At 60.0% G+C, this 23,878-nt stretch carries 21 protein-coding genes and 2 pseudogenes; 13 read left to right on the top strand and 10 right to left on the bottom strand.

The annotated features are described in order from the left end of the window. The 6 genes from E4Q23_RS22620 to E4Q23_RS22595 all read left to right on the top strand — a co-directional run. A partial coding sequence (locus tag E4Q23_RS22620) for a hypothetical protein (RefSeq protein ID WP_169068676.1) occupies window positions 1–235 on the top strand: 235 nt, incomplete at its 5' end. 513 nt (window positions 236–748) lie between these two features. Continuing rightward, the gene (gene qatB / locus E4Q23_RS22615) at window positions 749–1,354 is read left to right on the top strand and encodes a Qat anti-phage system associated protein QatB (RefSeq protein ID WP_248595657.1); all 606 of its coding nucleotides are present in this window, start codon (window positions 749–751) and stop codon (window positions 1,352–1,354) included. Between the two features lie 59 nt (window positions 1,355–1,413). Further along, window positions 1,414–2,628, top strand: coding sequence for a Qat anti-phage system QueC-like protein QatC (gene qatC, locus E4Q23_RS22610; RefSeq protein ID WP_336511764.1), 1,215 nt, complete (start codon window positions 1,414–1,416; stop codon window positions 2,626–2,628). Continuing rightward, on the top strand, window positions 2,625–3,425 hold the full coding sequence (gene qatD / locus E4Q23_RS22605) for a Qat anti-phage system TatD family nuclease QatD (protein WP_169068674.1): 801 nt from the start codon (window positions 2,625–2,627) through the stop codon (window positions 3,423–3,425). The genes qatC and qatD overlap by 4 nt, the downstream gene beginning before the upstream one ends. Beyond that, entirely contained in the window at window positions 3,422–4,891 is a 1,470-nt protein-coding gene (locus tag E4Q23_RS22600; protein WP_169068673.1) for a caspase family protein, read from the top strand. The genes qatD and E4Q23_RS22600 overlap by 4 nt, the downstream gene beginning before the upstream one ends. Window positions 4,892–5,053: 162 nt before the next feature. After that, window positions 5,054–5,245 (top strand): hypothetical protein, encoded by a 192-nt coding sequence (locus tag E4Q23_RS22595; protein ID WP_169068658.1) that lies wholly within the window; start codon window positions 5,054–5,056, stop codon window positions 5,243–5,245. Between the two features lie 142 nt (window positions 5,246–5,387). Here E4Q23_RS22595 and E4Q23_RS22590 read toward each other — a convergent pair. Continuing rightward, window positions 5,388–5,519, bottom strand: a pseudogene (locus E4Q23_RS22590) (type II toxin-antitoxin system ParD family antitoxin); the annotation flags it as partial. 281 nt (window positions 5,520–5,800) lie between these two features. Here E4Q23_RS22590 and E4Q23_RS22585 point away from each other — a divergent pair. The 4 genes from E4Q23_RS22585 (at window position 5,801) to E4Q23_RS22570 (ending at window position 12,034) form a co-directional block, all read left to right on the top strand. Continuing rightward, entirely contained in the window at window positions 5,801–6,079 is a 279-nt protein-coding gene (locus E4Q23_RS22585) for an antitoxin of toxin-antitoxin stability system (RefSeq protein ID WP_169068672.1), read from the top strand. Further along, entirely contained in the window at window positions 6,076–6,360 is a 285-nt protein-coding gene (locus E4Q23_RS22580; RefSeq protein ID WP_169068671.1) for a type II toxin-antitoxin system mRNA interferase toxin, RelE/StbE family, read from the top strand. The genes E4Q23_RS22585 and E4Q23_RS22580 overlap by 4 nt, the downstream gene beginning before the upstream one ends. A 579-nt stretch (window positions 6,361–6,939) precedes the next feature. Beyond that, the gene (locus E4Q23_RS22575; protein ID WP_211203905.1) at window positions 6,940–11,370 is read left to right on the top strand and encodes a hypothetical protein; all 4,431 of its coding nucleotides are present in this window, start codon (window positions 6,940–6,942) and stop codon (window positions 11,368–11,370) included. Between the two features lie 178 nt (window positions 11,371–11,548). After that, on the top strand, window positions 11,549–12,034 hold the full coding sequence (locus E4Q23_RS22570) for a hypothetical protein (RefSeq protein ID WP_169068669.1): 486 nt from the start codon (window positions 11,549–11,551) through the stop codon (window positions 12,032–12,034). A 666-nt stretch (window positions 12,035–12,700) separates the two neighbouring features. On the opposite strand, the gene E4Q23_RS22565 is transcribed toward E4Q23_RS22570, so the two are convergent. The 6 genes from E4Q23_RS22565 to traJ form a co-directional block, all read right to left on the bottom strand. Next, window positions 12,701–15,334 carry a zincin-like metallopeptidase domain-containing protein gene (locus E4Q23_RS22565; protein WP_169068668.1) on the bottom strand — a complete coding sequence of 878 codons (2,634 nt, stop codon included), beginning with the start codon at window positions 15,332–15,334 and terminating at the stop codon, window positions 12,701–12,703. A gap of 5 nt (window positions 15,335–15,339) precedes the next feature. Then, window positions 15,340–15,603, bottom strand: a complete 264-nt coding sequence (locus tag E4Q23_RS22560; RefSeq protein ID WP_169068667.1) for a protein TraD — start codon at window positions 15,601–15,603, stop codon at window positions 15,340–15,342. Between the two features lie 87 nt (window positions 15,604–15,690). After that, on the bottom strand, window positions 15,691–16,227 hold the full coding sequence (gene traF, locus E4Q23_RS22555; RefSeq protein WP_169068666.1) for a conjugative transfer signal peptidase TraF: 537 nt from the start codon (window positions 16,225–16,227) through the stop codon (window positions 15,691–15,693). Further along, window positions 16,224–18,134 (bottom strand): type IV secretory system conjugative DNA transfer family protein, encoded by a 1,911-nt coding sequence (locus tag E4Q23_RS22550; RefSeq protein ID WP_169068665.1) that lies wholly within the window; start codon window positions 18,132–18,134, stop codon window positions 16,224–16,226. Before E4Q23_RS22550 ends, traF begins: the two co-directional genes overlap by 4 nt. Further along, window positions 18,131–20,059: a TraI/MobA(P) family conjugative relaxase gene (traI, locus tag E4Q23_RS22545; protein ID WP_169068664.1), complete on the bottom strand. Its 1,929-nt coding sequence runs from the start codon at window positions 20,057–20,059 to the stop codon at window positions 18,131–18,133. Before traI ends, E4Q23_RS22550 begins: the two co-directional genes overlap by 4 nt. 36 nt (window positions 20,060–20,095) lie before the next feature. After that, the gene (traJ, locus tag E4Q23_RS22540; protein WP_169068663.1) at window positions 20,096–20,464 is read right to left on the bottom strand and encodes a conjugal transfer transcriptional regulator TraJ; all 369 of its coding nucleotides are present in this window, start codon (window positions 20,462–20,464) and stop codon (window positions 20,096–20,098) included. Between the two features lie 328 nt (window positions 20,465–20,792). On the opposite strand from traJ, the gene E4Q23_RS22535 reads away from it, so the two are divergent. Genes E4Q23_RS22535 through E4Q23_RS22525 form a run of 3 tightly spaced genes read left to right on the top strand, consistent with a single transcriptional unit; the run spans window position 20,793 to window position 22,344 of the window. After that, window positions 20,793–21,182 carry a TraK family protein gene (locus tag E4Q23_RS22535; RefSeq protein WP_169068662.1) on the top strand — a complete coding sequence of 130 codons (390 nt, stop codon included), beginning with the start codon at window positions 20,793–20,795 and terminating at the stop codon, window positions 21,180–21,182. Further along, window positions 21,182–21,907, top strand: a complete 726-nt coding sequence (locus tag E4Q23_RS22530; protein ID WP_169068661.1) for a conjugal transfer protein TraL — start codon at window positions 21,182–21,184, stop codon at window positions 21,905–21,907. The genes E4Q23_RS22535 and E4Q23_RS22530 overlap by 1 nt, the downstream gene beginning before the upstream one ends. Further along, the gene (locus E4Q23_RS22525; RefSeq protein WP_169068660.1) at window positions 21,907–22,344 is read left to right on the top strand and encodes a conjugal transfer protein TraM; all 438 of its coding nucleotides are present in this window, start codon (window positions 21,907–21,909) and stop codon (window positions 22,342–22,344) included. The genes E4Q23_RS22530 and E4Q23_RS22525 overlap by 1 nt, the downstream gene beginning before the upstream one ends. A 95-nt stretch (window positions 22,345–22,439) precedes the next feature. On the opposite strand, the gene E4Q23_RS22520 is transcribed toward E4Q23_RS22525, so the two are convergent. The 3 genes and pseudogenes from E4Q23_RS22520 to E4Q23_RS22510 form a co-directional block, all read right to left on the bottom strand. Continuing rightward, complete coding sequence (locus tag E4Q23_RS22520) at window positions 22,440–22,784, bottom strand: KfrB domain-containing protein (RefSeq protein ID WP_169068659.1); 345 nt, start codon at window positions 22,782–22,784, stop codon at window positions 22,440–22,442. A gap of 266 nt (window positions 22,785–23,050) precedes the next feature. Continuing rightward, a complete protein-coding gene (locus E4Q23_RS22515) occupies window positions 23,051–23,221 on the bottom strand; it encodes a hypothetical protein (protein WP_211203904.1) in 171 nt (56 codons plus the stop codon). A gap of 180 nt (window positions 23,222–23,401) precedes the next feature. Continuing rightward, a pseudogene (locus tag E4Q23_RS22510) lies at window positions 23,402–23,878 on the bottom strand (ExeA family protein); the annotation flags it as partial.

Genomic DNA, 23,878 nt, shown 5'->3' with positions numbered 1-23,878 from the left:
CTTGAAAGATCTTGACGGCCAGGCCGAGCGGCTGAATCTGCTGGTCAATCTTCACGCCAAGCGTGCCTTGGAGCGCCTGGCGGCTTGTTACGCAGTAACGCAACGTGAGGTACTTGAAGGGCTACTTCGTGAGGCGGACCGCGCCGCTTTGGAGCGCGCGGCGCGGGTGCACAATGGCGAGAATGACTACTACGAAAAGCGCCTTCGATTGGCTAAAAAATCCGTTACGCAGTAACGACCAACGGTTGCCTTTGCAGACCAAAAACTTGACCAGAACCCGAGCCTCAGAGTAAAACCTTTCAACCCCGCGTCGCTACGCTCCGACTGTCCAGGTTCGCGTGGAATGGGTGTCCAGTTTGCCGTGGAATCGGTGTCCAGTTTGCGTGGAATACACAGCCGACGAGCTGTGGTCGAAAAACGTTTTCGATGCATGGAACGAAGATGAGGATATCGCCAAGCCCGTGAAGAACGCGATAAAGGCAAGGAGGAGCAATGGGAACGTCTCAGTCAAGTAGCGGCTCACCATCGGGAGTACCGATGGTTCCGCCGTGGGTCCCCGATCTTCCGCTTCCGCCATCGCCGGCTGAAGGCGCGCCGCCAGATGCCACATCGGAACCAGCCGACGCCACACCTCCAGCACCATCGCCTGCAGAACCTCGGCAGCCAATTCCGATGGCGCCGGCCCGTCGTTTTTTTGGGCGCGAATCGAAACCTTGGAGACTATGCACGTAGCGGCGACGGCGCAAGCATGCGCCGCGGCCTTGGGCAGTACGTCAAAAAGGGATATGGCGGCAGTTCGACTGCGACTCGTCGCATGGGTGGAACTGCACAGACTGCACAAGCGCTGTATTCAGCGCTCTCGGGTGGACAAGGAAACGCTGCCACGGCAACTGGAGGTCCGCTTGATCCTGCGCTGACCGACGGTAGGTCAGCCAATGAGGTGATGGACGCCGTTGTCGAGGCAGTGCGTCCGGTTGACGGTACGCAAGATGCTGAGGCGAGCCGAACGTCGATCAAGGATGCGCTTTCCGACGTGCTGAATCAGTTTCCTGATGCAGACCTACTCAACTTGCAGCCGGAGCAACGCGAACTCGCTATTGAGCGTTTCGTCGCCGGTGACGTATTTCGTCGGATCGACTTAGATATAGGGCGAACCATTCGTGAGAAGGCCCCGAATGCCGCAACGGGCTTGGGTCGACTCAAGGAGGTTCGCGAGTATGTCCGGGAAACGGTCTCCGCGTCGTTCAGGAGACACAGGGAGACTGGGCAGCGCTTAGCTGCAGGAAGGATCACGCAAATCGTCCAAAGTGCTATTCGTGAAACCTTCCAAGTGTTCGAGGGGTACGTTGAATGAAGATTACGTGTGCACTCTCGGATTTCGACTTTGGCAGCAGGGCCACAGATTTGGATGTCGTGCTGTACGGCAACTCGGGCGATCCCATGCGCGGGTCTGTTGGCGCGGCGTTGAAGCAGGCCATCGCACGAGAGAAGGTCGCCCCTGCCGCGCGGGCATGGGATTTGTTGTCGCTTGCATTGGCCGTCGTTTCTTCCGATCTCGCTGGCCATAGAGATCGTAGCTCGGATGGCTGGACCAGAGAGTTTGATCTGACGATCTCGGTGGTCGATGCGCCGTTCTGGAACGACAACGCCGAAACGCTGCAAAGGCTACTGGCGTACTTGAGCACGGATCGTTGGACTTTGCGATTTGTCGAGGGCGGCATTCTTCCGCAGCCAGACCGGCAACCGAAACATCCGACGGAGGATTGCATCGTCTTGCTGTCGGGCGGTCTGGATAGCTACATCGGTACGATTGACCTGGTCGAACAGGGTAGACGGCCGCTCGCGGTCAGTCAGATGGTTCGAGGCGATGGTGAGAAGCAAGTGGCATTCGCGGCAGAGATCGGTGGTGGCCTTCGTCATTTCCAGGTGAACCACAACGCCGACGTTCCGGACCCCGAGAATCCGCCGTCACAACGCGCTCGTTCGATCATCTTCCTGGCTTACGGTGTCTTTATGGCGACGACCCTGGCCCGCTACCACGCGGGTGAGGAGGTTACGCTGTATGTGTGCGAGAACGGCTTCATTGCGCTCAATCCTCCATTGACAGGTGGACGACTTGGAAGTCTGAGCACACGAACAACGCACCCCATCGTCCTTTCGTTGTTGCAGCAGGTGTTAGATGCCGCCGGTCTGCGAGTTCGGATCGTTAACCCATACCGTTTCAAGACCAAAGGCGAGATGCTCCAAGAGTGCCTCGGACAGCCCTTGCTTGCCGCGCACGCGCATCAGACCACCAGCTGCGGTCGATTCAAGCAGTTCGGTTACAAGCATTGCGGTCGGTGTGTGCCGTGCCAGGTTCGGCGAGCCGCTTTTCACGCATGGTGCGGACAAGGCTCAACGTACTACGTCTACGACAATCTTGCCCTGGACGACGACGAACACGCCGGGTTCGACGATGTCAGGTCGGCATTGATTGGCATCGGGGAGCGCCGAGAGATGGGCACTGCCCGGTGGCTCGGGTCCACGTTGAGTTCGAACTTGGTGGTGGACAAGCCGGCTCTTGTGAAAGTCGTCGAGCGAGGGCTGGCTGAAATCGAGTCGCTGATGCTTGCACTGGGTGTGCGGTGATCGACTTTCACGCGCACCTCGACCTCTATCCCGACCCACAGATGATAGTGAGGGAGATTGCCGAGCGCGGGATGTATGTCCTGTCAGTAACAACCACACCCAGCGCTTGGAAAGGCACTTCTGCGCTCGCTACGCCAGGCTCGCGCATACGGACAGCTCTGGGTCTGCATCCGCAAATCGCACATGAACGAGTCGGCGAACTACCGCTGTTTGACCTGTACTTGCATGAGACCATGTACGTTGGTGAGATCGGCCTCGACGGCGGTCCCGAGTTCAAGCCTCATTGGCAAACGCAACTAACGGTCTTCGATCACATATTGAATGCCTGTCAACTTGCCGGCGGTCGGATCATGTCCATTCACAGCCGTCGCGCGGCGCCCACGGTGATCGATCGGCTGGTGGCATTCCCGAGATCCGGAACTCCGATACTTCATTGGTTTTCGGGAGGCAAGCGAGACCTGCAACGTGCAATCGCTCTTGGCTGCTGGTTCAGCGTCGGACCGGCCATGTTGGTCTCCGAGAAAGCTCGTGCACTTGTGAGAAACATGCCCAGAGATCGCGTGCTGACAGAGAGCGATGGTCCGTTTGCGCAGATTGGTGGGGAAAGTGCCAAGCCGTGGGACGTCGGCTCAGCCACAGCCAAGCTAGCCGAATTGTGGGATGACTTGACGGAAGACGAAACCGATCGGTTGCTGCATGACAACCTGAGGTGCTTGGTCACCAATACCAAGGCCATGAAAGCATCGGTTGCGAATATGTCGGGCCGTGGTGAAGACATTAAAGGCGGTTTCGAATGACGCGCCGCTTGAATGCACTCGTGATTGGTAACGCGGCGTACGAGGATGTCGACGCACTGAAGAATCCAGTAAATGATGCCGAAGATGTTGGCCGCAAGCTTGAGACCTGCGGTTTCTCCGTCATCCAAGAAATGGACAGTTCTCATGCTGACATGGACAGGGCGCTCAAGCGCTTTCAGCGCGTGCTGAAGGATAGTGATGTTGGTCTGTTCTTCTTTGCCGGGCATGGCATGCAAATCGATGGCGAAAACTACCTTGCAGCCGTCGACACGGACGCCACAGATGAAATCACAGCAAAACACTCCTCGCTTGCTCTGAATCGAGTCATTGAGGTTATGGAGAAATCGGGCTGCTCTACCGGCATCATCATCCTGGACGCTTGCCGGAACAATCCTTTCGAGCGCGCCTGGACTCGATCCATCAAAGTAAGGGGATTAGCGCCGGTCTATGCGCCGCGAGGTACGCTGATTGCCTACGCGACGTCGCCGGGGCAAACTGCCAGTGATGGGAAAGGACGCAATGGCACCTACACCGCTGCTTTGCTTCAGCATCTGACCACGCCGGACTGCTCCATCGAGGCGATGTTCAAGCGGGTACGCAACACGTTGAGTGCAACGACGAAGGGACGCCAGATCTCATGGGAACACACCTCCCTTGCTGGGGAGTTTTTCTTCAACCTGAGCTTGGGTTTGCGCATCGATCTCTACTCGGAGACTGCGCTGAGCGACAGCCTCTTCGTATTGGACGATCGCAAAGCCTCGCATAGGGTGATCCGGGAATTGAAAAGCAGTACCTGGCCCAGACAGAACCCTGCCGTCGATGACTTCACGCCCGAGATGGCGAACAAGGCAGCGGCTGACTCGTTATTTGTTGTCGGACGTAATCTGTATCAGGCGGCCTGCGGAGGATCGCGCTCTGCCTCAGCATATTTGGCGGATTTTGCGTCTCGTACCAATGGCATCAATGAACCCAAGCGCAAGGCTATTCTCGACGGCATGTTGTTCGAAGTTTTCTTCGACCCCAATGCGCGGTTGCGCAAGACGTTCAAGCTACGAAAACTTGAACCATTGTTCTCATTGCAGCGCCATAAAGACTTGTTGCCTAGTTTTGATTTCATCGCCGAGTGCCTGCTTCCTGATGTGGCGCAGTTTCATGCGCTTCCAGGCAAGCGACACGAAATAGCGGTCGATGTGGTAACGTATCCTGCCGCCAAAGCGGATCAGCATGTAGTGGAGTCCATGCATTGCGGTGGTGAGAGCATCCTATGGTTGGAGGATGAAGACTACGCGCCAGAGCCTGGAGAACCGCCATTGCTGGAGCAGTTGACATTGAGAGCTTTCGAAGCACAGTTGTCTGAGCAGATGGTGCTCCCTTCCCACCTGTTGAAGGTTAACTACCTATCTTTTGAGAAGCAAGGAAGGGAGAGGCTCTGGTTTCCGTTGGGATACACTGCCCGGAAGCGCTGATTTGACCAACTGTTCGGGGACGCATGCAAAATGCCGCTGTTGAACTTCATGATCGTTGACGATAGATCGGTCGTCTCAGAAAACGGCAAATAGGCCCAGTGGAAGCGAAGCTGCAATTTGAGGCCATAGGTAACCGCCTTCCGCGCCAACGTCGGCGAGGCGGTGCTGGCCGGTCTGCACGAGCACTTCTCGCGCATCGAGCGCTCGACCACCAGCAGCATGCAATACGACAAGGCGCTCGCACAATTCCGGCGGCGGCCGGAACCGCCAGGCCAGATGCTGGGGTGGGTCTGCCGCGGCGACCCGTCCTACCTCGACCTAGCAAACGACCGGATGGACCTGGTGCCGCACTGATCGTGGAAACGCAATGCCCGCGTGCCGGCTGGACCGACAGTGTTTTGAGAGCAGGAGGAAGGGCGCCGTTTGTCAGAATCGGCCTATTAATGAACAGCAAATGCTTATGTGGCCTCAAATTGGAGCTTCGCTCCCACTGGGCCAACTGGTCTTCGCGCTCCATCAGCCGCAAAGCCTCGCGCACCACCTCGCTGGCGGAGTTATACAGCCCAGAGGTCACTTTCGAGCGCACCAGCTGTTCCAACTGTGGGGTCAGGTTGATGTTCATCGTCATGGGTGCCTCCAGTGGTCATGTCGCATCAGAAATATCCGTATTGTCAATGCTTGTCAATCTTTGACAATGCATCCGGCGCGGGTCGGCCTCCTTCGTAAGCCGCATATTACTATTGATAAAATAGGTTATCAATAGTCACGCAGCCTTGTCGAGCCCGTTGCTAAGCAGATCTTGGCCCGCACGGCTGATACAGCACCACTCGCCTTGTTACACTTTGCGAGGCGCGCGTTGTAATGATGATGTATATACTTGGTTAGTACCCTTTGACAGGACACCTGATCATGTCGAAAGAAGCCGTTTTCACGATGAAGCTGGAACCCGAGCTGCGTGCCGAGTTCATGGCCGAAGCCGAAGCCGCCCACCGCCCGGCGTCGCAGGTGCTGCGCGAGCTGATGCGCGAGTTTGTTCGCCGGCAGCGCGAAGCACGGGACTACGATGACTTCCTGCGCCACAAGGTTGAGGCCGGCCGGGCCTCGATGCGGGCCGGGGAGGGGCGATCGAACGATGAGGTCGAAGCCGAGTTTTCCGCACGGCGTGCCAATGTGACGAATCGCCCGTGAGGGTCGTCTGGACACCAGAAGCACAGCAAGACCGCAGCGACGTATGGGACTACATCGCTGCCGAAAACCCGCGTGCGGCCGCGCGAATGGATGAGCTGTTCAGCGACGCAGCCACCCTGCTGGCTCAGCATCCCCATCGTGGCAAGCCGGGGAGGATTCTCGGCACCCGCGAGCTGATCCCGCACGAAAGCTATCGCTTGGTGTATCAGATCGACGGCGAAACAGTGTGGATACTGACACTGGTTCATACGGCCCGCCTGTGGCCGCCTGTGCGCGATTAAGAAAGGATCTTAGCAACGACAAAGCAGCGCGCTAACCGACTGCTTTCGAGCCAGACCGTGGTCGGCGGTTGCCGGCCAGGAACGGACGTGGCACCTAAAAAAAAAGTAGGCCGGCACGAACGGCAGTTAACTGATCTCGAACCGGCCGTCCGGTTGCATGCGGACTCGGGCAGGTCGTCGGCCGAGGGGGTCATTCACTGGTCGGGGTCTATCAGTCGGCGATGCATCGATTAGCCGCCGTTAAACCCAACCACGCTTTGAACGACTGCTTTCTGATCTGGGGAGGCAAACAACCGAGCTTCTGTCGCCTCAGGGCGAGCGACGAGGTATCCTGATCGGATGATCACAAGTCCTGCCAGCTCTTCTGAGAGCTCCCGTCCAGAGGTCAGAGCCCACAGTCCAGCCGCAGCCAGCCCTGAACTTACCGGAGGGGCGGGTTTCACGTTCGAAGATGCAGTTGCCGCTGTTTATGTAGTTGCACTACTGAGTGAGTCGACAGCGCCCGGACTGCCAACCCGGCAGGTGAGGCACGTATCCTTCCAACGCGGCGCTCTTGGTCACCCACTTGATGACCTGATCGTGGAAGCACAGGGTGCCGACGCGATTCGAATGCGTCTGAGCCTTCAAGTGAAACGAAGCTTGGTGGTAAGTCGGGCGACCAGCAACGCTGACTTCCGAGATACCATCCTGCAAGCCTACCGCACCGTCATTGGGTCGCAGTTCAACCCAGATGCAGACCGAGTTGGCGTGGTCACCGGTGGGATTTCGGATGCAAGTAAGCGTAGCTTCGAGACATTGTGCGAGTGGGCTCGCTCGGAAAGCAGCGCGGCCGGATTGGTGGAAAAGCTTCGAGCGAACAAGGTCGCCGGACAGAAACAGACCTATTTCGATGATGTCCGCAGCATTTTGGCAAGCGTGGTCGACGAACAAACTCTCGACGAGGCGACTTGGTCGCTCCTGTCGCACTTTGTGCTCATGCGACTTGACATGTTGCACGAAGGGTCAGTAACGGAAGCGACCACCGTGGCCAGCCTGGCGAACTGCCTTGCGCCAACCGACATGCCGCGGGCTGACGATTTGTGGCGCCGACTTCTTGCGTTGGTGCGGGTAGCAGAGGGACATGCGGCCGCCTTTGACCGAAAGACGCTTGTTGCCAGGCTCAACGGTGGTGTGAGACTCAAGGGAGCAGCGTCCATGCAGACCGCGCTGACTGCCTTGGGGACCGAAGCGCGATTGGCCGCAGCGGAAATCGGCAACACGATTGATGGTTTCGCGGTCCCCAGAGCGCTGCTTGTGCAGAGGACCCACGAAGCGTTGGTGGAGTGTCGGTTCGTCCAGATTGGTGGCTTGCCGGGGACTGGGAAGTCGGCCGTTCTGAGAACGATGGTGCATGAGTCGTTGGAGAATGGCGCGGCGCTATTCCTGAAAGCTGACCGGCTTACGGGCTCGACTTGGGTTCAGTACGCCACGAGCACCGGGATTGGTGGGGCTGGCCTTGAGGACCTGCTTGTCGAGGTGATGGCTGTTGGGTTGTCCACTGTCTTCGTCGATGGCCTGGACAGAGTTGAGGTGCGGCATCGCGGCGTCGTGCTGGACGTGGTCAACACCATGCTGGACTCTCCGCTGCTTACCAGTCTGCGGCTGCTCGTAACGGTCAGGGACACTGGTATGGAGCCACTGAGGACGTGGCTACCAGCACGCCTTTTCGCCGCCGGCGCGAAGACGGTAGAAGTCACTGAACTCGACGATCAGGAAGCCAGGTCCCTTGCAGGCCAAAGGCCTGCCCTTGCCGACCTCTTGTTCGGGCCTGCCCAAGTCAGAGCGATTGTGCGGCGTCCCTTCTTCGCAAGCGTGCTGACACAGCGGTACGCCAATGAGACGACCGTCCCAAGGTCGGAAGTTGAGCTGGCGACCGCTTGGTGGAGTGGGGGCGGCTATGGAGCTGAGGCAGCGCGAGCCGGCCAGCGGCGCAGCGCGCTGGTCGAGCTAGCACGGTCCGGCGCAACGGCACTGGGCCGGCGCATTCCGTCGCTGAACCTTGACCCTCAAGCGCTCGTCGCACTCGAGGCAGATGGAATCATCCGCGACGTCCGAGTCGGGCAAACCGTTCGATTTGTTCATGACATCTACTTTGAATGGGCCTTTGTGCAGCTTCTGGTGTCTGAGGGGCAGCAATGGCTGGGCGTCATTCGTCAGGTCGGAGAACCACCGGTTCTCGGGCGAGTGGTCGAATTGTTGTCGCAGGCCGAGCTGAAGGAGGGTCAGGATTGGCAAGCACACTTGGCGCAACTCGAGGCGGCTGGCGACGTAAGGTCGCAGTGGTTGCGGGCTTGGATGCTCGGCCCCTTCGGGTTGCCGGACTTTGATAGTCACGAGACGACCTACAACGAGGCGATGCTCGCGAATGGGTCCAAGCGGATCTCGAAGCTTGTTGTGTGGTATCAGGCTGAGAAGACGAAGCCGAACCCACTGGCACTGGATGCTGATCGCGTTCCCGACATTGACCTTGCACAGCGTCTGCGCTTCGCGGATCAGCTCGCTTTGCCATCCGACATGTCTCAGTGGCAACGCTTATGCTATTGGCTCGTCAGACACATCGAACAGATCTCGGTCGCGACGCGTCCCGAGATGCTTTCCGTCTTCGAGGTCTGGCAGAACGCGGTAGCCGACGTGGAAAACCCGGTGTCGACGCTCATCCTGGGTCTGGTGAAGACATGGCTGATTGACATTGAAGCCCGATTCCATTCGTACAAGCTCCCTCGGGATCACGGCGAATGGGATGTGCTGGAGGATGGCGTTGCAGAGGAGTTGGAATCTCGTCTGCGATCAACGCTATTGCGTGCGGGCAGAGCCTATCCAGCACAGGTCAGGGACTATTTAGCTGCCCTGCGGTCCACCACGCGCGTGCCATGCGGAGTTGTCAAGGAGGTCATCGACTACTCGCTCGTCCTCAGTGATGCGTGCGCGCATGAGCTGGTCGACTTCGTCCTGCACTTTATGATTCGTCCGTTGCCCGAAGAGCAAAGACGGCGGTCACAAGGAACGCGCTACGGATACAGTCCCCACAGCCATGACTGGCAGTCCTTGTCCATTGACGATCAGCACGCCTATTTCCCCTGCGCCCCCACTCGCCAGCCATTCCCTTCACTCTTTGCTGCGGCTCCGGACGAAGCGCGTCGCCTAGTACGCGAGCTGGCCAATCACGCCACGACCGCTTGGCGACAGCTTAAGCAGCTTGACTGGGAGCGCAGGGCGAGTCCGCTACCCCTGACGCTTACCTTCCCGTGGGGCCAGCAGACATTCTGGGGTGCATCGCAACAGTTCCTCTGGTCGCGAGGCATCTGGGGCTCACACACCGTTGGATGTGGGCTGATGGCGCTTGAGGATTGGGCCTTTCGAGAGGTAGAGAAGGGTCGTGCAGTCGACGAAGTGCTCAGGTCCGTGCTGGAAGGGCACACCTCAGTGGGCGCGCTGGGGGTGGCCTGCGCAGTGACCGTGGCGACCCAGCAACGCTCAGAGGTGACGCTGCCGTTGGTGACGAGCCAGCGACTCTGGAAGTGGGACATCAAGCGCTACGTCCAAGATATGGGCAGTCATTCGAGCAATCTCATCGGCTTCCACCCACATGATCGCATTCACTTCGACGCGGTCGTACGTTCGAACACGCGGAAGTGTCGGACGCAGGAGATTCGGTGGCTCGCCTCCATATGCGTCCTGTGCGGTGGCGACTTGGCTGAGAAGGCGTCAAAAGCAATAGCCGGTTTTACTTCTGATCTCCCCTTCGATTACGACGAAGAGCGCGAGGACGCGGGCAGAGTTGAGTACCTACGGCGAACTGCGGAAATTTGGGCCGAGGTCGGTAAACGCGAAAACTATCGAGCGACGCCGTCTCAGGACGACTCCGGCGTTGTCATTGAAATGGAGAACCCGAAGGCACAAGGTGCAGACATCGAAGAGATCAAACAGCGCCAAGTTACGATGGAAGAGACCTTACGTCTCCTGAACTGGACGCATGACAGTTTCGACAAGGGTGCAATTTCCGACCGACTTTCTGTGGTGGACGCTATTCGCGACGCGAGACGACTGGATGCGTCGGAACTGTTCGACGAGGTGCACTCGCACGTTGATCCTGGCGGTCAGCGGCAAGCGGCTGTCGCGGGAGTGGCTGCAGTCGCTATTAGATTCGGCCAATCGACTTCGGCAGACGATCTAGATTGGGCTGCCCACGCGTGTTCGCGAGCCTGGCTGACGTGCGAGGCATCAGACGACTTCTTCTTCCGTGGCTCCGCGTTGCTGCACCACCCTGTGCTTTTCGCATGCCGCGGCTTAGCTGGACTACTTCAGCACGAAGCCTTTCGGCAGCAAGCGCTGGAGGCACTGATCCAGCTGACGGCGCATCCTTACGACCAAGTCGTGGCCGAGGCTCTGACCGGCATGTTGTCATCCTGGAGCAATGAGCCAGCGATTGCTTGGACGGCGCTTCGGTTGGCAAACTCGCTTGCTGTTATTGAGCACTATCCGTACGACATCGAGGCAGCTGATCGCGAAGAACGTGAACATGCGCGCATGGTCAGGGCCGTCGAGGCCACGTTGGCGCAATGTGCGGACCTGGACATGCAGGTGGCACCTATGCCTGATCTGCCTCCAGCATGGGTCGAAAACTCCAATGGTCCGCAGATTGTTCGAGGCAAGCGAGGCAGGGATGTGGTGGCCGAGTGGGAACATCCTACGACTGATCTGCATCCTGACTTTCTCGCGAAGATTCTGCCAAGCATTCCCGTCGACTCGGCAATGCAAGACGGAATGCGACGTGAGATGTTTCTCTCGTGGTGCGATGAACTGGTCGCGTGGACTGTCGAGCGGCTGTGCCCGGCGTGGTCGCACGGCAAGCCAGATGCGTTTGAGGCTGATGCGCTCGAGGTTTTTGATTGGCGCCGCGAGCTGTACCGCTTTCTCGCACAGGTGACTTTGCATCTTGATCCTGCCGAAGGCGTGAGGCGTTTTTTTTGAGCCGGCGGCCGCAGCTGACGACGAGACGTTTGCATCGTTGATTCAGAGCTTCGTCACGCATCTGGCCGGCAACGTCATGGACGAGCCTGCCTTTCCTGCGCGTTCGCTCGCAGTGCTCCAGGCGACTGTTCCGCGACTTCTGTTACATCGAAGCTGGACGCACCTAGCGAGACACGGAGTGTCGACGAGCGATACCGACCTCGTCGAGATGGTTCGGACACTCTTCTTCGTCAGCGTCGACGGCGCGATGGGTGCGAAGCGTTTTGCCAATCGCGACTGGCGCGACGTTGAGGTCATCTTTCCGTTAATCGAGCCATTCTTGGAGACGCATGGTCGCATCCCCACGGTTACAACGGTCTTCTTGACGCTGTGCGAGCGTGCCATTGATGTATATCCGGTGGAACGCTTTGTCCAGCACCTTCACATGGTGCTGCCACGCTCTGAGGGACTTCCGGCCGGTTGGCGAGCTACGACGATCGTGGCCCGGCTATCCGGCTTGATCCAACAGTTCTCGCAGAAGACGCAGCCACTACCGGTGTTGATCGCCCGGGAGCTACTCATTGCTCTGGATGTATTGGTGGACAGGGGCGATCGCAGGGCCGCTGCCATTCAAACGAGTGAGGTTTTCAAGGACATCAGGATCGACGTTGCCGCGAGAGGGTGAGTTCGAGCATAGGGTTGCTCTTCGCCCTGCCAGGCAAGTGAATTGTCCGATGGCGAACCCATTCGTACTCGGGCACAGGTTTGCCTAAGCGTCAGCTATCTCGCGTGCAGACTGTCGGAAACACCCGATTGTGGTTCATGCTCGGCGTATCGAGAACCCGCCGTTCGGGGTGCACTCTGTTCTGGACAGGCAGCTATCCAAGGTCTTGCAGACCTACACAGCTTTCCATCTGAACGTCGGCAAAGGCCGAACTGCCGCCGGGGTCGGTGTTCAGCGAGTAGCGGCTTGAGGATCAGTAAGCTGACAAAGCGCTTGCAGACGTCATCAGGCGGCTATGGGTCGATACCGGAAATGCAGTGTTATTGACAGCAGACGGTCATGCACATCGATCTTCGTGCGAACGCCGAACCTGTCAGGTTCAAGCCTCATGGTCATTGCGTGAGCAAAACCATTGCTGAGTGGTCATTGTCAGCCAGCGAGTTCGCGCAAGCGATCTCGCCGTCTTGGGGGGAGCCTAGCGGCGGGGGTCTGCCGCAGGCAGTCCCCCAAGAGCGAGCAGCCGCTGAACGCATTGATGCCTTGATGCCTTCTCAATCACTCACGCACCGACCACGAGCGAGCCAAGAACGCGTCATCGCAGCGCAACCTGCGATGACGCCACGTCTGTTACCCCACCTTCACCGCCCGACGCAGCCGCTGCTCCCGTTTCTCAGCCTGCTGCGGTAGCTCGACACCGTGCGCCTGATGTCGCTCGATCACGTCATCAACCACCGAACGAACCTGCCGCCCAATGCCTTCCCGGCCCAGCACGCTCTTGGTGGCCAAGTCATTGAAGTCGGTAAAGCCTTTCGGGTCTGCCGCTTGCTCGCCAGGCGCGAAGATCGGTAGCAGGGCCTTGCCGCCGACCGCCTTGGCCGCTTCCTCGGCCTTGCTGCGGCCGGGGTTTATTCCCTGGGTGGCTTCCAGGTGCTGATCGTCGTCGCCGGCGATCAGGATGGGCTTGTCCGGGAATTTCGCGTGCAAGGCCTTGGCGACGGGCAGTAGGTTGCCCGAGTCGAAGGCTGCGACGGTCGCGAAACCCAGCGTTTGCTGCAAGCTGCTGGCCGTCGCGTAGCCTTCGCCAATGACCAGGGCAGGGGCCTTGGCCAGGGCGTCCAGGCCACCGATTGCATGGAAGCAGCCTTCCTTGCGGCTGTCCTTGGCGAAGCGCTTGGTGCCGTCCTCCTGGATGTATTGCATCGTCCATTGCTTGCCGTCAGCGTCGATCGCCGGGATGTAGGTTTCCCGGCCTTCCTTGTCCGTGAAAACGCCGGCCTGCGGCTCGATTCCCTTGGTTTGCATGTACGTGGTCGGTGCGATAACCGGCAGCAGGTGCGCCATTTGCTTGGCCACCCGTTGCGCCGTCTGCTCCTGAAGCCGCTCCTGCTCGGCAGTGCGCGCTTGCAGCTTGTCGGCCGCTTCGGCCTGTAGTCTGGCCTTCTGCTCGGGGTCGAGCGCGTAGCCCTTTGACTTCCACTTCATGTCGACGCCGGTCTTGTTGTTCTTCACGTAGCCGGCGGGGTGGCCGTCCAGGTGGCCAACGTAGAAGCCGGAACCGGCTTTCTCGCTGAGCTTCTCGCCTTCGACGCTGATGCGGTGTTTCTTGCCGTCCATCATGGGATGCTCGCCGCTCACGACACAGCCGATCGAGCGCAGCGCCTCGGCGAACTCGTCTCGCGGCGACATGGCCGGCCCTTGCTGGCCAGGGACGTTTTCCGGCAACCAGCGTTGCAGCCGGCTCTTGTCGGCCTTCGCGCCGGCAAACCAGGATTTCGCAGCCTTGTCCCACAAAGCGCCGGCGGCCTTGGCGGCGGCACGTTCGCCGTAGGGAACGGCGAGATACTGGCGCTCCTGAGTCCGTTGCTTCTCGGACTGGGTCGGACGTTCTGGAGCCGTGGTATCGGCGTTCCGCACCCATTGGGCGAAGGGAGCAGCGTCCTTGATGCCTGCCGGAAGAAACCAGGACTGTTCCTGACGATCCCAACGCGCACCGAGCGCCTTCGCCTCGTCTTTCTGATGGTACGGCACATCGAGATAGGTCTTTTTCGCCTGGTCGGCGTCGTTCACCGCCGGCACCGACGTCTTCTCGCTCTCGATCTGAGCGACGCGCCGCTGGATATCGACATCGTTGAGCACAGCGACCAGGTCGGCCGACTTGCGCGCCTCCCTTGCGGCGGAAATCTGCTCGGCGGTGCTGTCGGGATCCTGGCGGACCCGCTCTTCCTCGAGTCGTGCCAGTTCGGCCGCCTGCTCGTGCGCGTTGGCTTCGCTGTGCGTCAAGGTCTGCATGACTGCCTCCTGGTTTTCGCTGTCGGAAAGGACCGGCGCGATCGGGTCCTGGCTTTGCTCGGTGCTCTGTTCCTGAACCTGCTGTTGCTCCAGAGCCAATACATAGGCGTGGATCTTCTCGGCGTCGGCAGCAGCGCGAAAAACTTCGAGTGGATCGTCTTTCAGGACCTTGATCCACGTCCCGACGTAGGCCGCGTGCTGGCCGGGATCGTGGCCGATTCCGAGCTCATCGCCCATGATCATGCTGGCAATTTCTGCCCGCAGCTCTTCCTTGGCATAGGCCTCGCTGCCGAAGGGATGCGCCAGGTCGCGAGCCAGGCGTGACGGGTGGCCTGTCCAGTGTCCCAGTTCGTGCAGCGCTGTCGCATAGTAAGTATCGGCGCTGGGGAACTGACCCTTTTCGGGGAGGTGGATGCTGTCGGACCCCGGGCGGTAGAAGGCCCGGTTTTGCGGGCCGTGCTGGATCACCGCGCCAGAGGCCCGCAGGATGTGTTCAACCCGTTCGAGGGCATTCCATTCCTGCTCCTTGCGCGGCTGCAGCGGTGGCAGGCCGTCGATCTGCTCGGCGTTGAACACGGTGGCAAAAAACACCCGGGGCCGTTCCAGACGAACATCGTCTTTCACCGGTTTGCCCTGGGCGTCGAGAACCGGCTTGCCGGCCTCGTCGGTTTTGGCCTGTTCTTCGCTGAATTTCCAATACTGGATCGGCGTCCCTTTCTCGCCTTTTCGCACCTGCGCTCCGGTAGCCGCCGCTTGCTTATAGGTCATCCAGCGTTGATCGGTGCGACCCTGGCCCAGCAACTGGATGGCGTTGATGCCGCGATAGCGCTTGCCGGTGGTCGGGTTGATCGGGATGAAGGAACCCGGCTCGCCCGGATGCCACGGTCTTTGCCAGGGCGCGGTGCCTTGCTTCAATTGCTCGATCAGTTGCTCGGCAACCTGTTCATGAAATGCTTTCTTGGTCTCGGCCATCGTCCTTACCCCTTCGCCTCGGTGGTGGCGGCCGGCGCCGTGGCATCGACCAGGTCGATATCGCTCTCGACGGCGTCCTGTTCGCTCAGGGCGTCCTCGACGAACGCGCCGGCCTGTTCGGCTTCTTCGGGATCGAACTCGGCCTGATAGCCAGGGGTCATCGCGTCGGCGAGCTTCTCGTACAGCACGGCGGCGGCGTTGGCCGTATCGGTGGCCGCACTGTCATTGGCAGCCTCCGCGGCGGGCAGAACGATGTTCCGGGTAGTCATGGTCTCTACTCCTTGGATTTGCTGTGGGCGGACCTGGCCTTGGCCAGGCCGGGCTTTCCTGCGATGAACAAGCTCATGGATTCCTCCTCACCACGTAAAAACAGGGCGGATGACGCCCTCGATTTGCGAACGATCGATCGGACCGAAGTAGCGGCCATCGAAGGAGATACCGCTGACGTCCGACATCAACAACAGCTCGGAACCGCTCAGCGTGAAGCGCTCGGCCTGAAAACGCGGCAGGGGCCGGCCAGCCGAATCGGCCTCGATCGGGGCGCTCAATGGCAGCAGTTCGCCATTCACGCGCACGCCTTCGGCGGTGATGCTGACAGCGTCGTTTTTAGCGGCTAAAACGCGCTTCATCATGTAGCCGTACTCACCGGGGCAGAAGCCGGCGCCGATGTAGCCCCTTGCCTTGGCTTCATCAAAGACCCCGATTTGCGGCGGGCAGAAGATGACGTAAGCGCCTTTGACGACAGGATCGCTGCTCAGCCAGTAGATGCCGACTGGAATACTCCGCGTGCTGTTGATGCGTGCGCCGCTTGCGTAGGCCATTGCGCCCAACAGCAGGAGGGAAACGCCGGCAACGGCAGTCGCCACGCTGACGCGCTTGAGGAGGCGCTTCATATCGTGATGGCTTCCGCTGCCGGCACCGCGTGCACGTGAAGTAGCTTGTCGCTGTTCTGCGGCGCCGGGATCGCGGCGCGGGCCTGAAACACCGGATCCTTAAAGTAGAGCGGTTGCTTGCCGTAGATGGCCGGATAACCGGCCACGTACACCACCATGTCGCCGGCCTCGTCGATATCGCCGCTGGCGTTCTTGATCGCGCCGGGCATGCGCAGGCACTCATCGGGAGTGAGCAAGGGCCGCTGCACTTCCTGGATGGTGCGCGACACCTGGCCAAGCAAGGCACTCGTGCGGCGTCCACTGGTAGTGACTTGTTCCTTGGCGACGGTGGTTTGCCCGGTCAGCTTCGAAAGGTGCTCGGCCGTCTCTACCCGGTTCGGCGGGTAGGCGGTTTGAACGTGACAATTGGAGGTGATGCTTTCGTCGTGCCCGTAGCCGGTTTCACGGCTCTTGAGCTGGTTGATGTCCTGGCAGATCAGGTAGCACTTGATCCCGTAGCCGGCCACGAAGGCCAGCGACTCCTGCAGGATTTCGAGTTTGCCAAGGCTGGGGAACTCGTCCAGCATCAGCAGCAAGCGGTGCTTGTAGTGCGCGACCTGGCGGCCGTCCTTGAAGTCCATCTTGTCGGCCAGCAGGCGCACGATCATGTTCACCATGATGCGTACCAGGGACCTCAAGCGAGCCTTGTCGTTGGGCTGGGTGACGATGTACAGGCTGACCGGCTGGTCGTGGTGCATCAAGTCCCGGATATGGAATTCTGACCGGCTGATGTTGCGGGCGACGATGGGATCCCGGTACAGGGCCAGGTAAGACTTGGCGGTGGACAGTACCGAGCCGGCTTCTTCGTCGGGGCGATCCATCATGTCGCGAGCAGCCGATCCGACGGCCGGATGGTTCTCGCCGCCAATGTGCCCGTAGGTGCGCATTTCCATCCATAGCTCGGCGATGTCCCGATCGGGATCGGCCAGCAAAGCATCGACGGCCGGCAGGGTCGCCGCCGTTCCCTCGTTCCTGGCCTTGTAGAGCGCATGCAGGATCACGCCGACAAGCAATGCCTGGCCGGTTTTCTGCCAGTGCGATTCAAGGCCCTTGCCGTCCGGATCGACGATCAGGGTCGCCAGGTTCTGTACGTCGCCAACCTCGTTTTCGGTACCCGTGCGGATTTCGTCCAGCGGGTTCCAGCAAACACTGCCGGTGGCGGAGGCCGGCTCGAAGCGCAGCACCTTGTTGTGCGCGTGCTGCTTTCGCCATCCGGCAGTCAATGACCAGAGCTCGCCTTTGAGGTCGGTGATGACGGCGCTCTCGCCCCAGGAAAGGAGGGTCGGCATGACCAGGCCAACACCCTTGCCGGAACGGGTCGGGGCGTAGCACAGGACATGCTCGGGGCCGTTGTGGCGCAGGTAACGCTGCTTGCCCTGCTTGTCCAACCAAGCGCCGACATAGACGCCAGCGCTTGTGGGCAACGCCTTCCCGGTGAGCATCTGCCAGAAGCTACGTGGCCGGGGCAACAGCCCGGAAGCCTCGATATCCGTCACGTTCGCCCAGCGTGCTGAACCATGTAGGTACGGGTTGAGCTTGGCCGAGTTCGCCAGAACCATCTTGGTGACAGCCAGGCCGAGCAGGCCGGCGGCACTGACGGTCATGCCGATACCGCCGGCGCGCATGATGGCGTCCGGATACTGGCCGTACCACGTACCGACCCAGCCCAGGATCGACCACGGCGCATACACGTGGTTGAGGTGAGGACCGAGTACCGCCTGGTACTGGAAATCGTGCGCAAAGAACTGGGTGGCGGACTGCAGGCCCGCGACCAGCGACATAACACCCAAGGCTGGGATGATCTTGTCGGCCTTGGGTTTCGGTGCGCGTACCTGCGGACCGACGGCGTTGTTGAATTTGTCTTTCACCTGCTCCGCCCTTTTGTCTTGGTTGAACCCGGCTGGGTGACGGTGACGGCATCACCGACGACAACGCGCTTCTGGCGTTGTGCGGACGCTTCGTCAATCGGCCCCCCCGGAATTTCCTCGCCGCGTTTCAGCAAGGCCGGCGATTGATCCTCGCCCTGGCAGGTACCGGCGGAAGTCTCCGCCCCGCTTTTATGATCAGTATATCGTATGTTGTTCTTTATATCGAAATGCAAAGAACGCCCCTGGTCACGCTTCTCGATGTGCTTCCCGGTCGCCGACACGGCTGGCGAAGCCACTCCTGCCCGGGAAACATCCGGTCGCAGCCCCTTATCCACTTGCTCTTCCTGTTGCTCCTGGCGATCACGCCCCCCGGTGTTTGCTTCGCTCAAAAGCGCTTGTCGACGCCGCTCCAGGACGACGTCTTCAAACGTGAGGGGAAGGTTTCCGATCGCCGCGGCGCCGGCGACCTGTTCCTTGAATTCGGCGCTGCCGTTGACCGTGATGCGGTCCCCGTATCGCTCCATCGCCATGCGCAAGGCAGCCTGCAGGCCGTCCTGGGTAACTCCCCGAGAGACCTTTAGCTTCTCGCCATCGTCCCTGACCGCCGACGAGCCAACCCGGTAGATGATCGTTCCCGTCTTGGTGATGCTGTCCTGGTGGGCCTCTGCATCCTGGTCAGCTTGCTGGCCACCTGTGGCTGCCAGCGTGTTTCCCTTGAGACCCTGGGCCGCATCGCGTGCGCGCAGGGTGGCCAGTGCCTCGCGATCTCCGTCGGTGGCCTTGCGACGCAACCAGTCGGCCCACGTCTGGCGCTGGCACTTCTCGTGAATGACTTGCCGATCCCTGAGGTACTGCTTGCTGATCTTCTCGATTTCGTCCCTGAGCGTCTTGCTTGCGAGTGCATAGAGAAGCTTGCGGCTAACACCCGGGTCACCCAGCAGCTTGATGGCAGCGCGTTTCAGGCGACCGGCCCGCTTGGCGGCTTCAACCAGGCGATTCTTCCGGTCACGCGCCTGCGCCCAGGCAAGCGAACGCGAAGCGCCGATGTCCTGCTGCTCGGCCTTGTACCTGGCGTACAACTCGACCGTATCCACCCGCGTCCGAACCGGGCGCGGCTCGTACTGCCGCGCCGGCTTCGTCGCCTGATCGGCCTTCCACTCCGCTGAAGCCTCGAAAGGACCAAGCCGGCCTTCGAGCTTGCCCTTCGACAACTCGCGGGCAACGGAACTCGCCTTGACCACCGTTCCCGACTGGTCGGCAATGATCAAGCCGTTGCCGCGAGCCCGCAGTTCCAGCCCGTTATCCCGCATCACTTCATGCAGCTCTGCCCAGGACTGCGCGGCCTGGATCTCCTTCAGGCATTCGCGCTGGATCCAGCCAAGCAGGCTCTCAACGCCGGCATGACGTTCCATATCGGCCGCACGATTCTCTGCGCCACGCTTCTGCGCCTGGTGGTTGTCGCGCTCCAGGCCGTAGTCGAGTTCCAGCCGCTCGCAAAGCTCACCCAGGATCTTGTGGTCGTTGTAGGGCGTGTGGATCGAATAGCGCGTGGGGTGAATCTTGTTGATCGCAATATGGATGTGCAGGTTGTCGGTGTCGTGGTGAACGGCACTGACCCGCTGATGATCGCCGTAGCCGAGCGCCCCGCAAATTCGCGCCTCGATAGCATTCAAGGTGATTTCGTCGGGCTCGTCGCCGCGGAAGCTGACAATCAGGTGATAGGTCTTGTCGGACTCGGCACGGGTGTTCTGAACCTGGGTGTTGATGACCTCGAGAACCGCCGCGTCCGGCCGGTCTGACTGGCAATTCGTGACAGTCACGCCGCCAACGCGCTCGGCTTTCTGCTGCGCGTTGGTGATGTACTTCACCAATTCGGCGAAGTCGCTCTTCTTGACCGACTTCATGGGCACTTGCTTGGCGATCATGCCGGCCCTCCCTGCGTTTTAGCCGCTAAAATTTTTTCAGTCAGCCCTGGGCCTGACCACCGTCCCCATGACGTGAATCATCTGGTCCTGCGTGGACTCGATCCGAGACAGCACCGCCCGGATGGTGGCCTCGCCGACCGAAGCCAGACGAGCGTCGTCGGTCAGCCAGAGCTTCAGCAGGCCGCCGAGTCGGCCCAGGTCGCCATTGATCCTCGCCAGCTCTTCCACCTGCTTGTTGTCGACGATGCCGCGCACCTGGTAGCCAATGCCGACGTTCAACAAGAAGGTCGACAAGCTCAAGCCAGTGGCTTGCGCGTTCGCCTGGATCTGGTGCCGCTCTTCGGGCAGGCAATACACCTTGATCGGCGGACTGCCTTTGCGCGTTGCCTTGTTTTCCTTCTTCATCGTTCCCCCAGTTGTGGCGGCGACAGCCGCTTGCCTCGCAGAGCAGGATTCCCGTTGAGCACGAAGTGCGAATAAGGGCTGCGTGAAGAAGGACGACCCGCCTGCGGGTGGGCCTACTTCACATATCCTGCCCGGCCCAACAGCGTTGTTACGCCAGAAGTGACAAGACACAGCGCGTTGCCAGGGCGTTGCTGCAGCGTTGCTCTGCCTTTAATTTCGATATATCGTATCATTGTTGAAGACAAAACCCGACACGCAGCGGCTCAAGCGCGGTTTCAAATCGGTGCGTCAGGCAGAAGAAGGACGGAACAATGCTTACGAAACGGTCATGACGAAGAACTTGTCGGTGCGCATCGCAGAACGCACGGCCCAGAAGAAACCTTCCCGTAACGGACAGAACCGGGCGACCTTTCTGGCCATACGCGGGGATGTAAAACAGGCCCTCGATGACGGCTGGCCAGTCAAGACCATCTGGGAAACGCTGCACGAGGAAGGCAAGGTGTCCTTCAGCTACCAGGCGTTCCGCGGCTACGCGAATCGCCTGATCCTGTCGTCGCCAGCGAGCAGGGCAACAGTGTCGACGCCGATGGCCGTCGACTCACGGATCGGCAAGCAGCACGGCCCGGCAACAGCCCAGGCGACCGAGAAAAACCCAGGGGAGCCAACGACAACCGGCTTCACATTCAACAGAACACCGAAGAAGGAGGATCTACTCTAATGGCCAAAATTCACATGGTCTTGCAAGGCAAGGGCGGCGTCGGCAAGTCGTTCATCGCGACGGTGATTGCGCAGTACAAGATGAGCAAGGGGCAGCAACCCCTGTGTATCGACACCGACCCGGTGAACGCCACCTTCCACGGCTTCAAGGCGCTGAACGTTCGGCTCCTGGAGATCATGCAGGGCGACGAAATCCAGACCCGCAACTTCGATACCTTGGTCGAGCTGATTGCACCATCGAAAGACGACGTGATCATCGACAACGGCGCCAGTTCCTTCGTACCGCTGACGCACTACCTCATCAGCAACCAGGTGCCGGCGCTGCTACAGGACATGGGCCACGAGATGGTGGTGCATACCGTGATCACCGGAAGCCAGGCCCTGCTCGACACCGTCAGCGGTTTCGCCCAGCTGGCCAGCCAGTTCCCGGCCGAAGCCCTGTTCGTGGTCTGGCTCAATCCCTTCTGGGGAGCGGTCGAGCACGAAGGCAAAAGCTTCGAGCAGATGAAGGCCTACACGACAAACAAGGCACGGGTGTCGGCCATCGTGAAGATCCCGGCGCTAAAGGAAGACACCTACGGCCGCGACCTGAGCGACATGCTGCAGGAGCGCCTGACCTTCGACGAAGCCCTGGCGATGGACACCCTCACGATCATGACGCGGCAGCGCCTCAAGATCGTCAAAGGACAATTGTTCAGCCAACTGGATAGCGCGGCGGTGCTGTGATGACCGACCAGGTCGAAGAGCTGATCAAGGAAATCGCGGCCAAGCACGGCATAGCCGTCAGCCGCGACGACCCGATCCTGATCCTGCAAACAATCAACGCCAGGTTGATGCAGGACAGCGCCAAGGCCCAGCAAGCGATGCTTGATCAGTACAAGGAAGAACTGGAAGCCCTCGCGCTGCGCTGGGGAAACGATGCCAAGACCAAAGCGGAAAGGATCTTGAATGTGTCTCTTGCAGCCAGCAAGGACGCGGCGGCGAAGCTCATGCAAGAAGGGGCGAAGGAAGCGGCAGCTTCGGTGCGGGGTGAAATCGATGTGGCGCTGCGCCGCGTCGCCGGCCCAGTTCGCGACGCCCGGAGAATCAGCGCCTTGAACGTGGCGGCGTCGTGCATCACGTGTATTGCGGCAGCGATCGCCCTATGGGCTGCCGTCCATTGAATGCAAACCTGCCGGCGCCGCGCGCACGCCCGATGTCGTCGAAGGCAAGCAAGGCTGGGCGCTGGGAGCCCTCGTTCTTTAGCGGCTAAAGGGTGTCATCGGGACAATCCACGGCTCAAATGCGCCGCCAAGACCGAAGCAACCGCCCTGCCCTGGTCGTATCTGATGCTCGCGTTGCTGCCGCTTTCAGGCACCTTGTCGAAATCGGACCGAGCATGCTTGATGAAGCTCTTGCCGACCTGCTGGAAAACACTCTCTTTGTCGGCGTACAGAATCACGCCATCGTGGGTCTTGTTCTTGTCGGCCTGACTGGCTAGATACAGGTTATAGATGCCGGGCTTGACCGTTCCGGCTCTGTCCACCTTGTCGTTCTGCCACTGCCCTTCCTGCTCATGCTGAACGATTCGTTGGCCGTTCATCACAAGAAGGCGCTGTTTCATGGGTTAATCCTATCCGAGAGTGCCGCCACATGGCTGTCAGGTAGAGCGGCGTGCACAATGAAGTTCACTACCTGCAGGGTAAAAACAGCGTGCAAGTCTAATACGATAGGTCGCAGTTGGAAACTACGAAGAAACGATTATTCGTTTCTAAACAGACCGTTACGCGGCTTTGCGCGAGCCGTCGAGAAAGCAAAAGTCGTCCAATAACTCATTGACTTAGCATCTTCAGGGGCGGCTTTCTGCTGATGGATGCGAGCTCTTCGACTTTATCGGTCTTTCGAGAAATCATTTTCGGACGTTGTACCGGCTGCCCGCCCTGTCTTGACGGCTTCAAGAAGACCGCGCTGCTGATCCTTCAAGGCCTCGACCTGACCACGCCAGTTTGAAGCTTCCTCGCGCGCCTTTCCGACCTCTTTGCGCGCTTCGTCGCGCTCCATTTGAGTAGCTGTAGCGACGCAAAATGATGTCGGCCCAGACGCACAATCAAGGGGGCTTTCTGACGCAAATTAGTTGAGACGGATAGCGACTCCAGACGCACATTCGGTGATTCTCAAACCACATTACGTGAGACGGACGCACATTGTTGAGACGCTCAATCGCGTTCGCGGTGCGGAGGGTCACAGCGGCAGTCCCACTGCCCGCATCTCCTCGATGAGTTCCGTCGATCGCTGCGGATTCAGCGTGCCGCGCAGCAGTTCGCGGATCTCCACCGGCTTCGCTTCGAACTGTTCGCATAGAGCGCGCACGTCGTACCCGTGCCGCGTCAGTTGGGGTTCCAGATCATCAATGCGCCTCGACAGCACCGTCTCCACGATGGCGGCGTCGATTGGTTTCACACCGGCTTCAAAGCCTGCTTCGAAAGCGCGCACCAGGTGTCGCCCGATCTGCAGCGGGGTTTTGAGCCTTGCGGCCAGGAGGGTGGCCGCGTCGTCGGTCAGCACTGTGCTCGGCTCGACGCCCTCTTCGAGCGAGGCTTTCATCGCCCAGTCGATGTAGTCGCGCTGCCGGTCGCGCAGACCCCCAAACTCGAAGATGGTGGTCCGATCTCCCACCTCCTCCATCTTGGGGCGGCGCAGGTCGTTCTTGAGCTTGGG

This window comes from Candidatus Accumulibacter phosphatis (assembly GCF_012939955.1).
In the GTDB taxonomy this organism is placed as follows: Bacteria; Pseudomonadota; Gammaproteobacteria; order Burkholderiales; family Rhodocyclaceae; genus Accumulibacter; species Accumulibacter delftensis.
Note: the sequence above shows the minus strand (reverse complement) of the source record. Positions and strands in the feature narration are given on the sequence as shown.

Coding starts and splice junctions, on each gene's coding strand:
- qatB (WP_248595657.1), top strand. CDS start 749: ATGCGCCGCGGCCTTGGGCAGTACGTCAAAAAGGGATATGGCGGCAGT.
- E4Q23_RS22600 (WP_169068673.1), top strand. CDS start 3,422: ATGACGCGCCGCTTGAATGCACTCGTGATTGGTAACGCGGCGTACGAG.
- E4Q23_RS22585 (WP_169068672.1), top strand. CDS start 5,801: ATGTCGAAAGAAGCCGTTTTCACGATGAAGCTGGAACCCGAGCTGCGT.
- E4Q23_RS22565 (WP_169068668.1), bottom strand. CDS start 15,334: ATGGCCGAGACCAAGAAAGCATTTCATGAACAGGTTGCCGAGCAACTG.
- E4Q23_RS22560 (WP_169068667.1), bottom strand. CDS start 15,603: ATGACTACCCGGAACATCGTTCTGCCCGCCGCGGAGGCTGCCAATGAC.
- traF (WP_169068666.1), bottom strand. CDS start 16,227: ATGAAGCGCCTCCTCAAGCGCGTCAGCGTGGCGACTGCCGTTGCCGGC.
- traI (WP_169068664.1), bottom strand. CDS start 20,059: ATGATCGCCAAGCAAGTGCCCATGAAGTCGGTCAAGAAGAGCGACTTC.
- traJ (WP_169068663.1), bottom strand. CDS start 20,464: ATGAAGAAGGAAAACAAGGCAACGCGCAAAGGCAGTCCGCCGATCAAG.
- E4Q23_RS22535 (WP_169068662.1), top strand. CDS start 20,793: ATGACGAAGAACTTGTCGGTGCGCATCGCAGAACGCACGGCCCAGAAG.
- E4Q23_RS22530 (WP_169068661.1), top strand. CDS start 21,182: ATGGCCAAAATTCACATGGTCTTGCAAGGCAAGGGCGGCGTCGGCAAG.
- E4Q23_RS22525 (WP_169068660.1), top strand. CDS start 21,907: ATGACCGACCAGGTCGAAGAGCTGATCAAGGAAATCGCGGCCAAGCAC.
- E4Q23_RS22520 (WP_169068659.1), bottom strand. CDS start 22,784: ATGAAACAGCGCCTTCTTGTGATGAACGGCCAACGAATCGTTCAGCAT.
- E4Q23_RS22515 (WP_211203904.1), bottom strand. CDS start 23,221: ATGGAGCGCGACGAAGCGCGCAAAGAGGTCGGAAAGGCGCGCGAGGAA.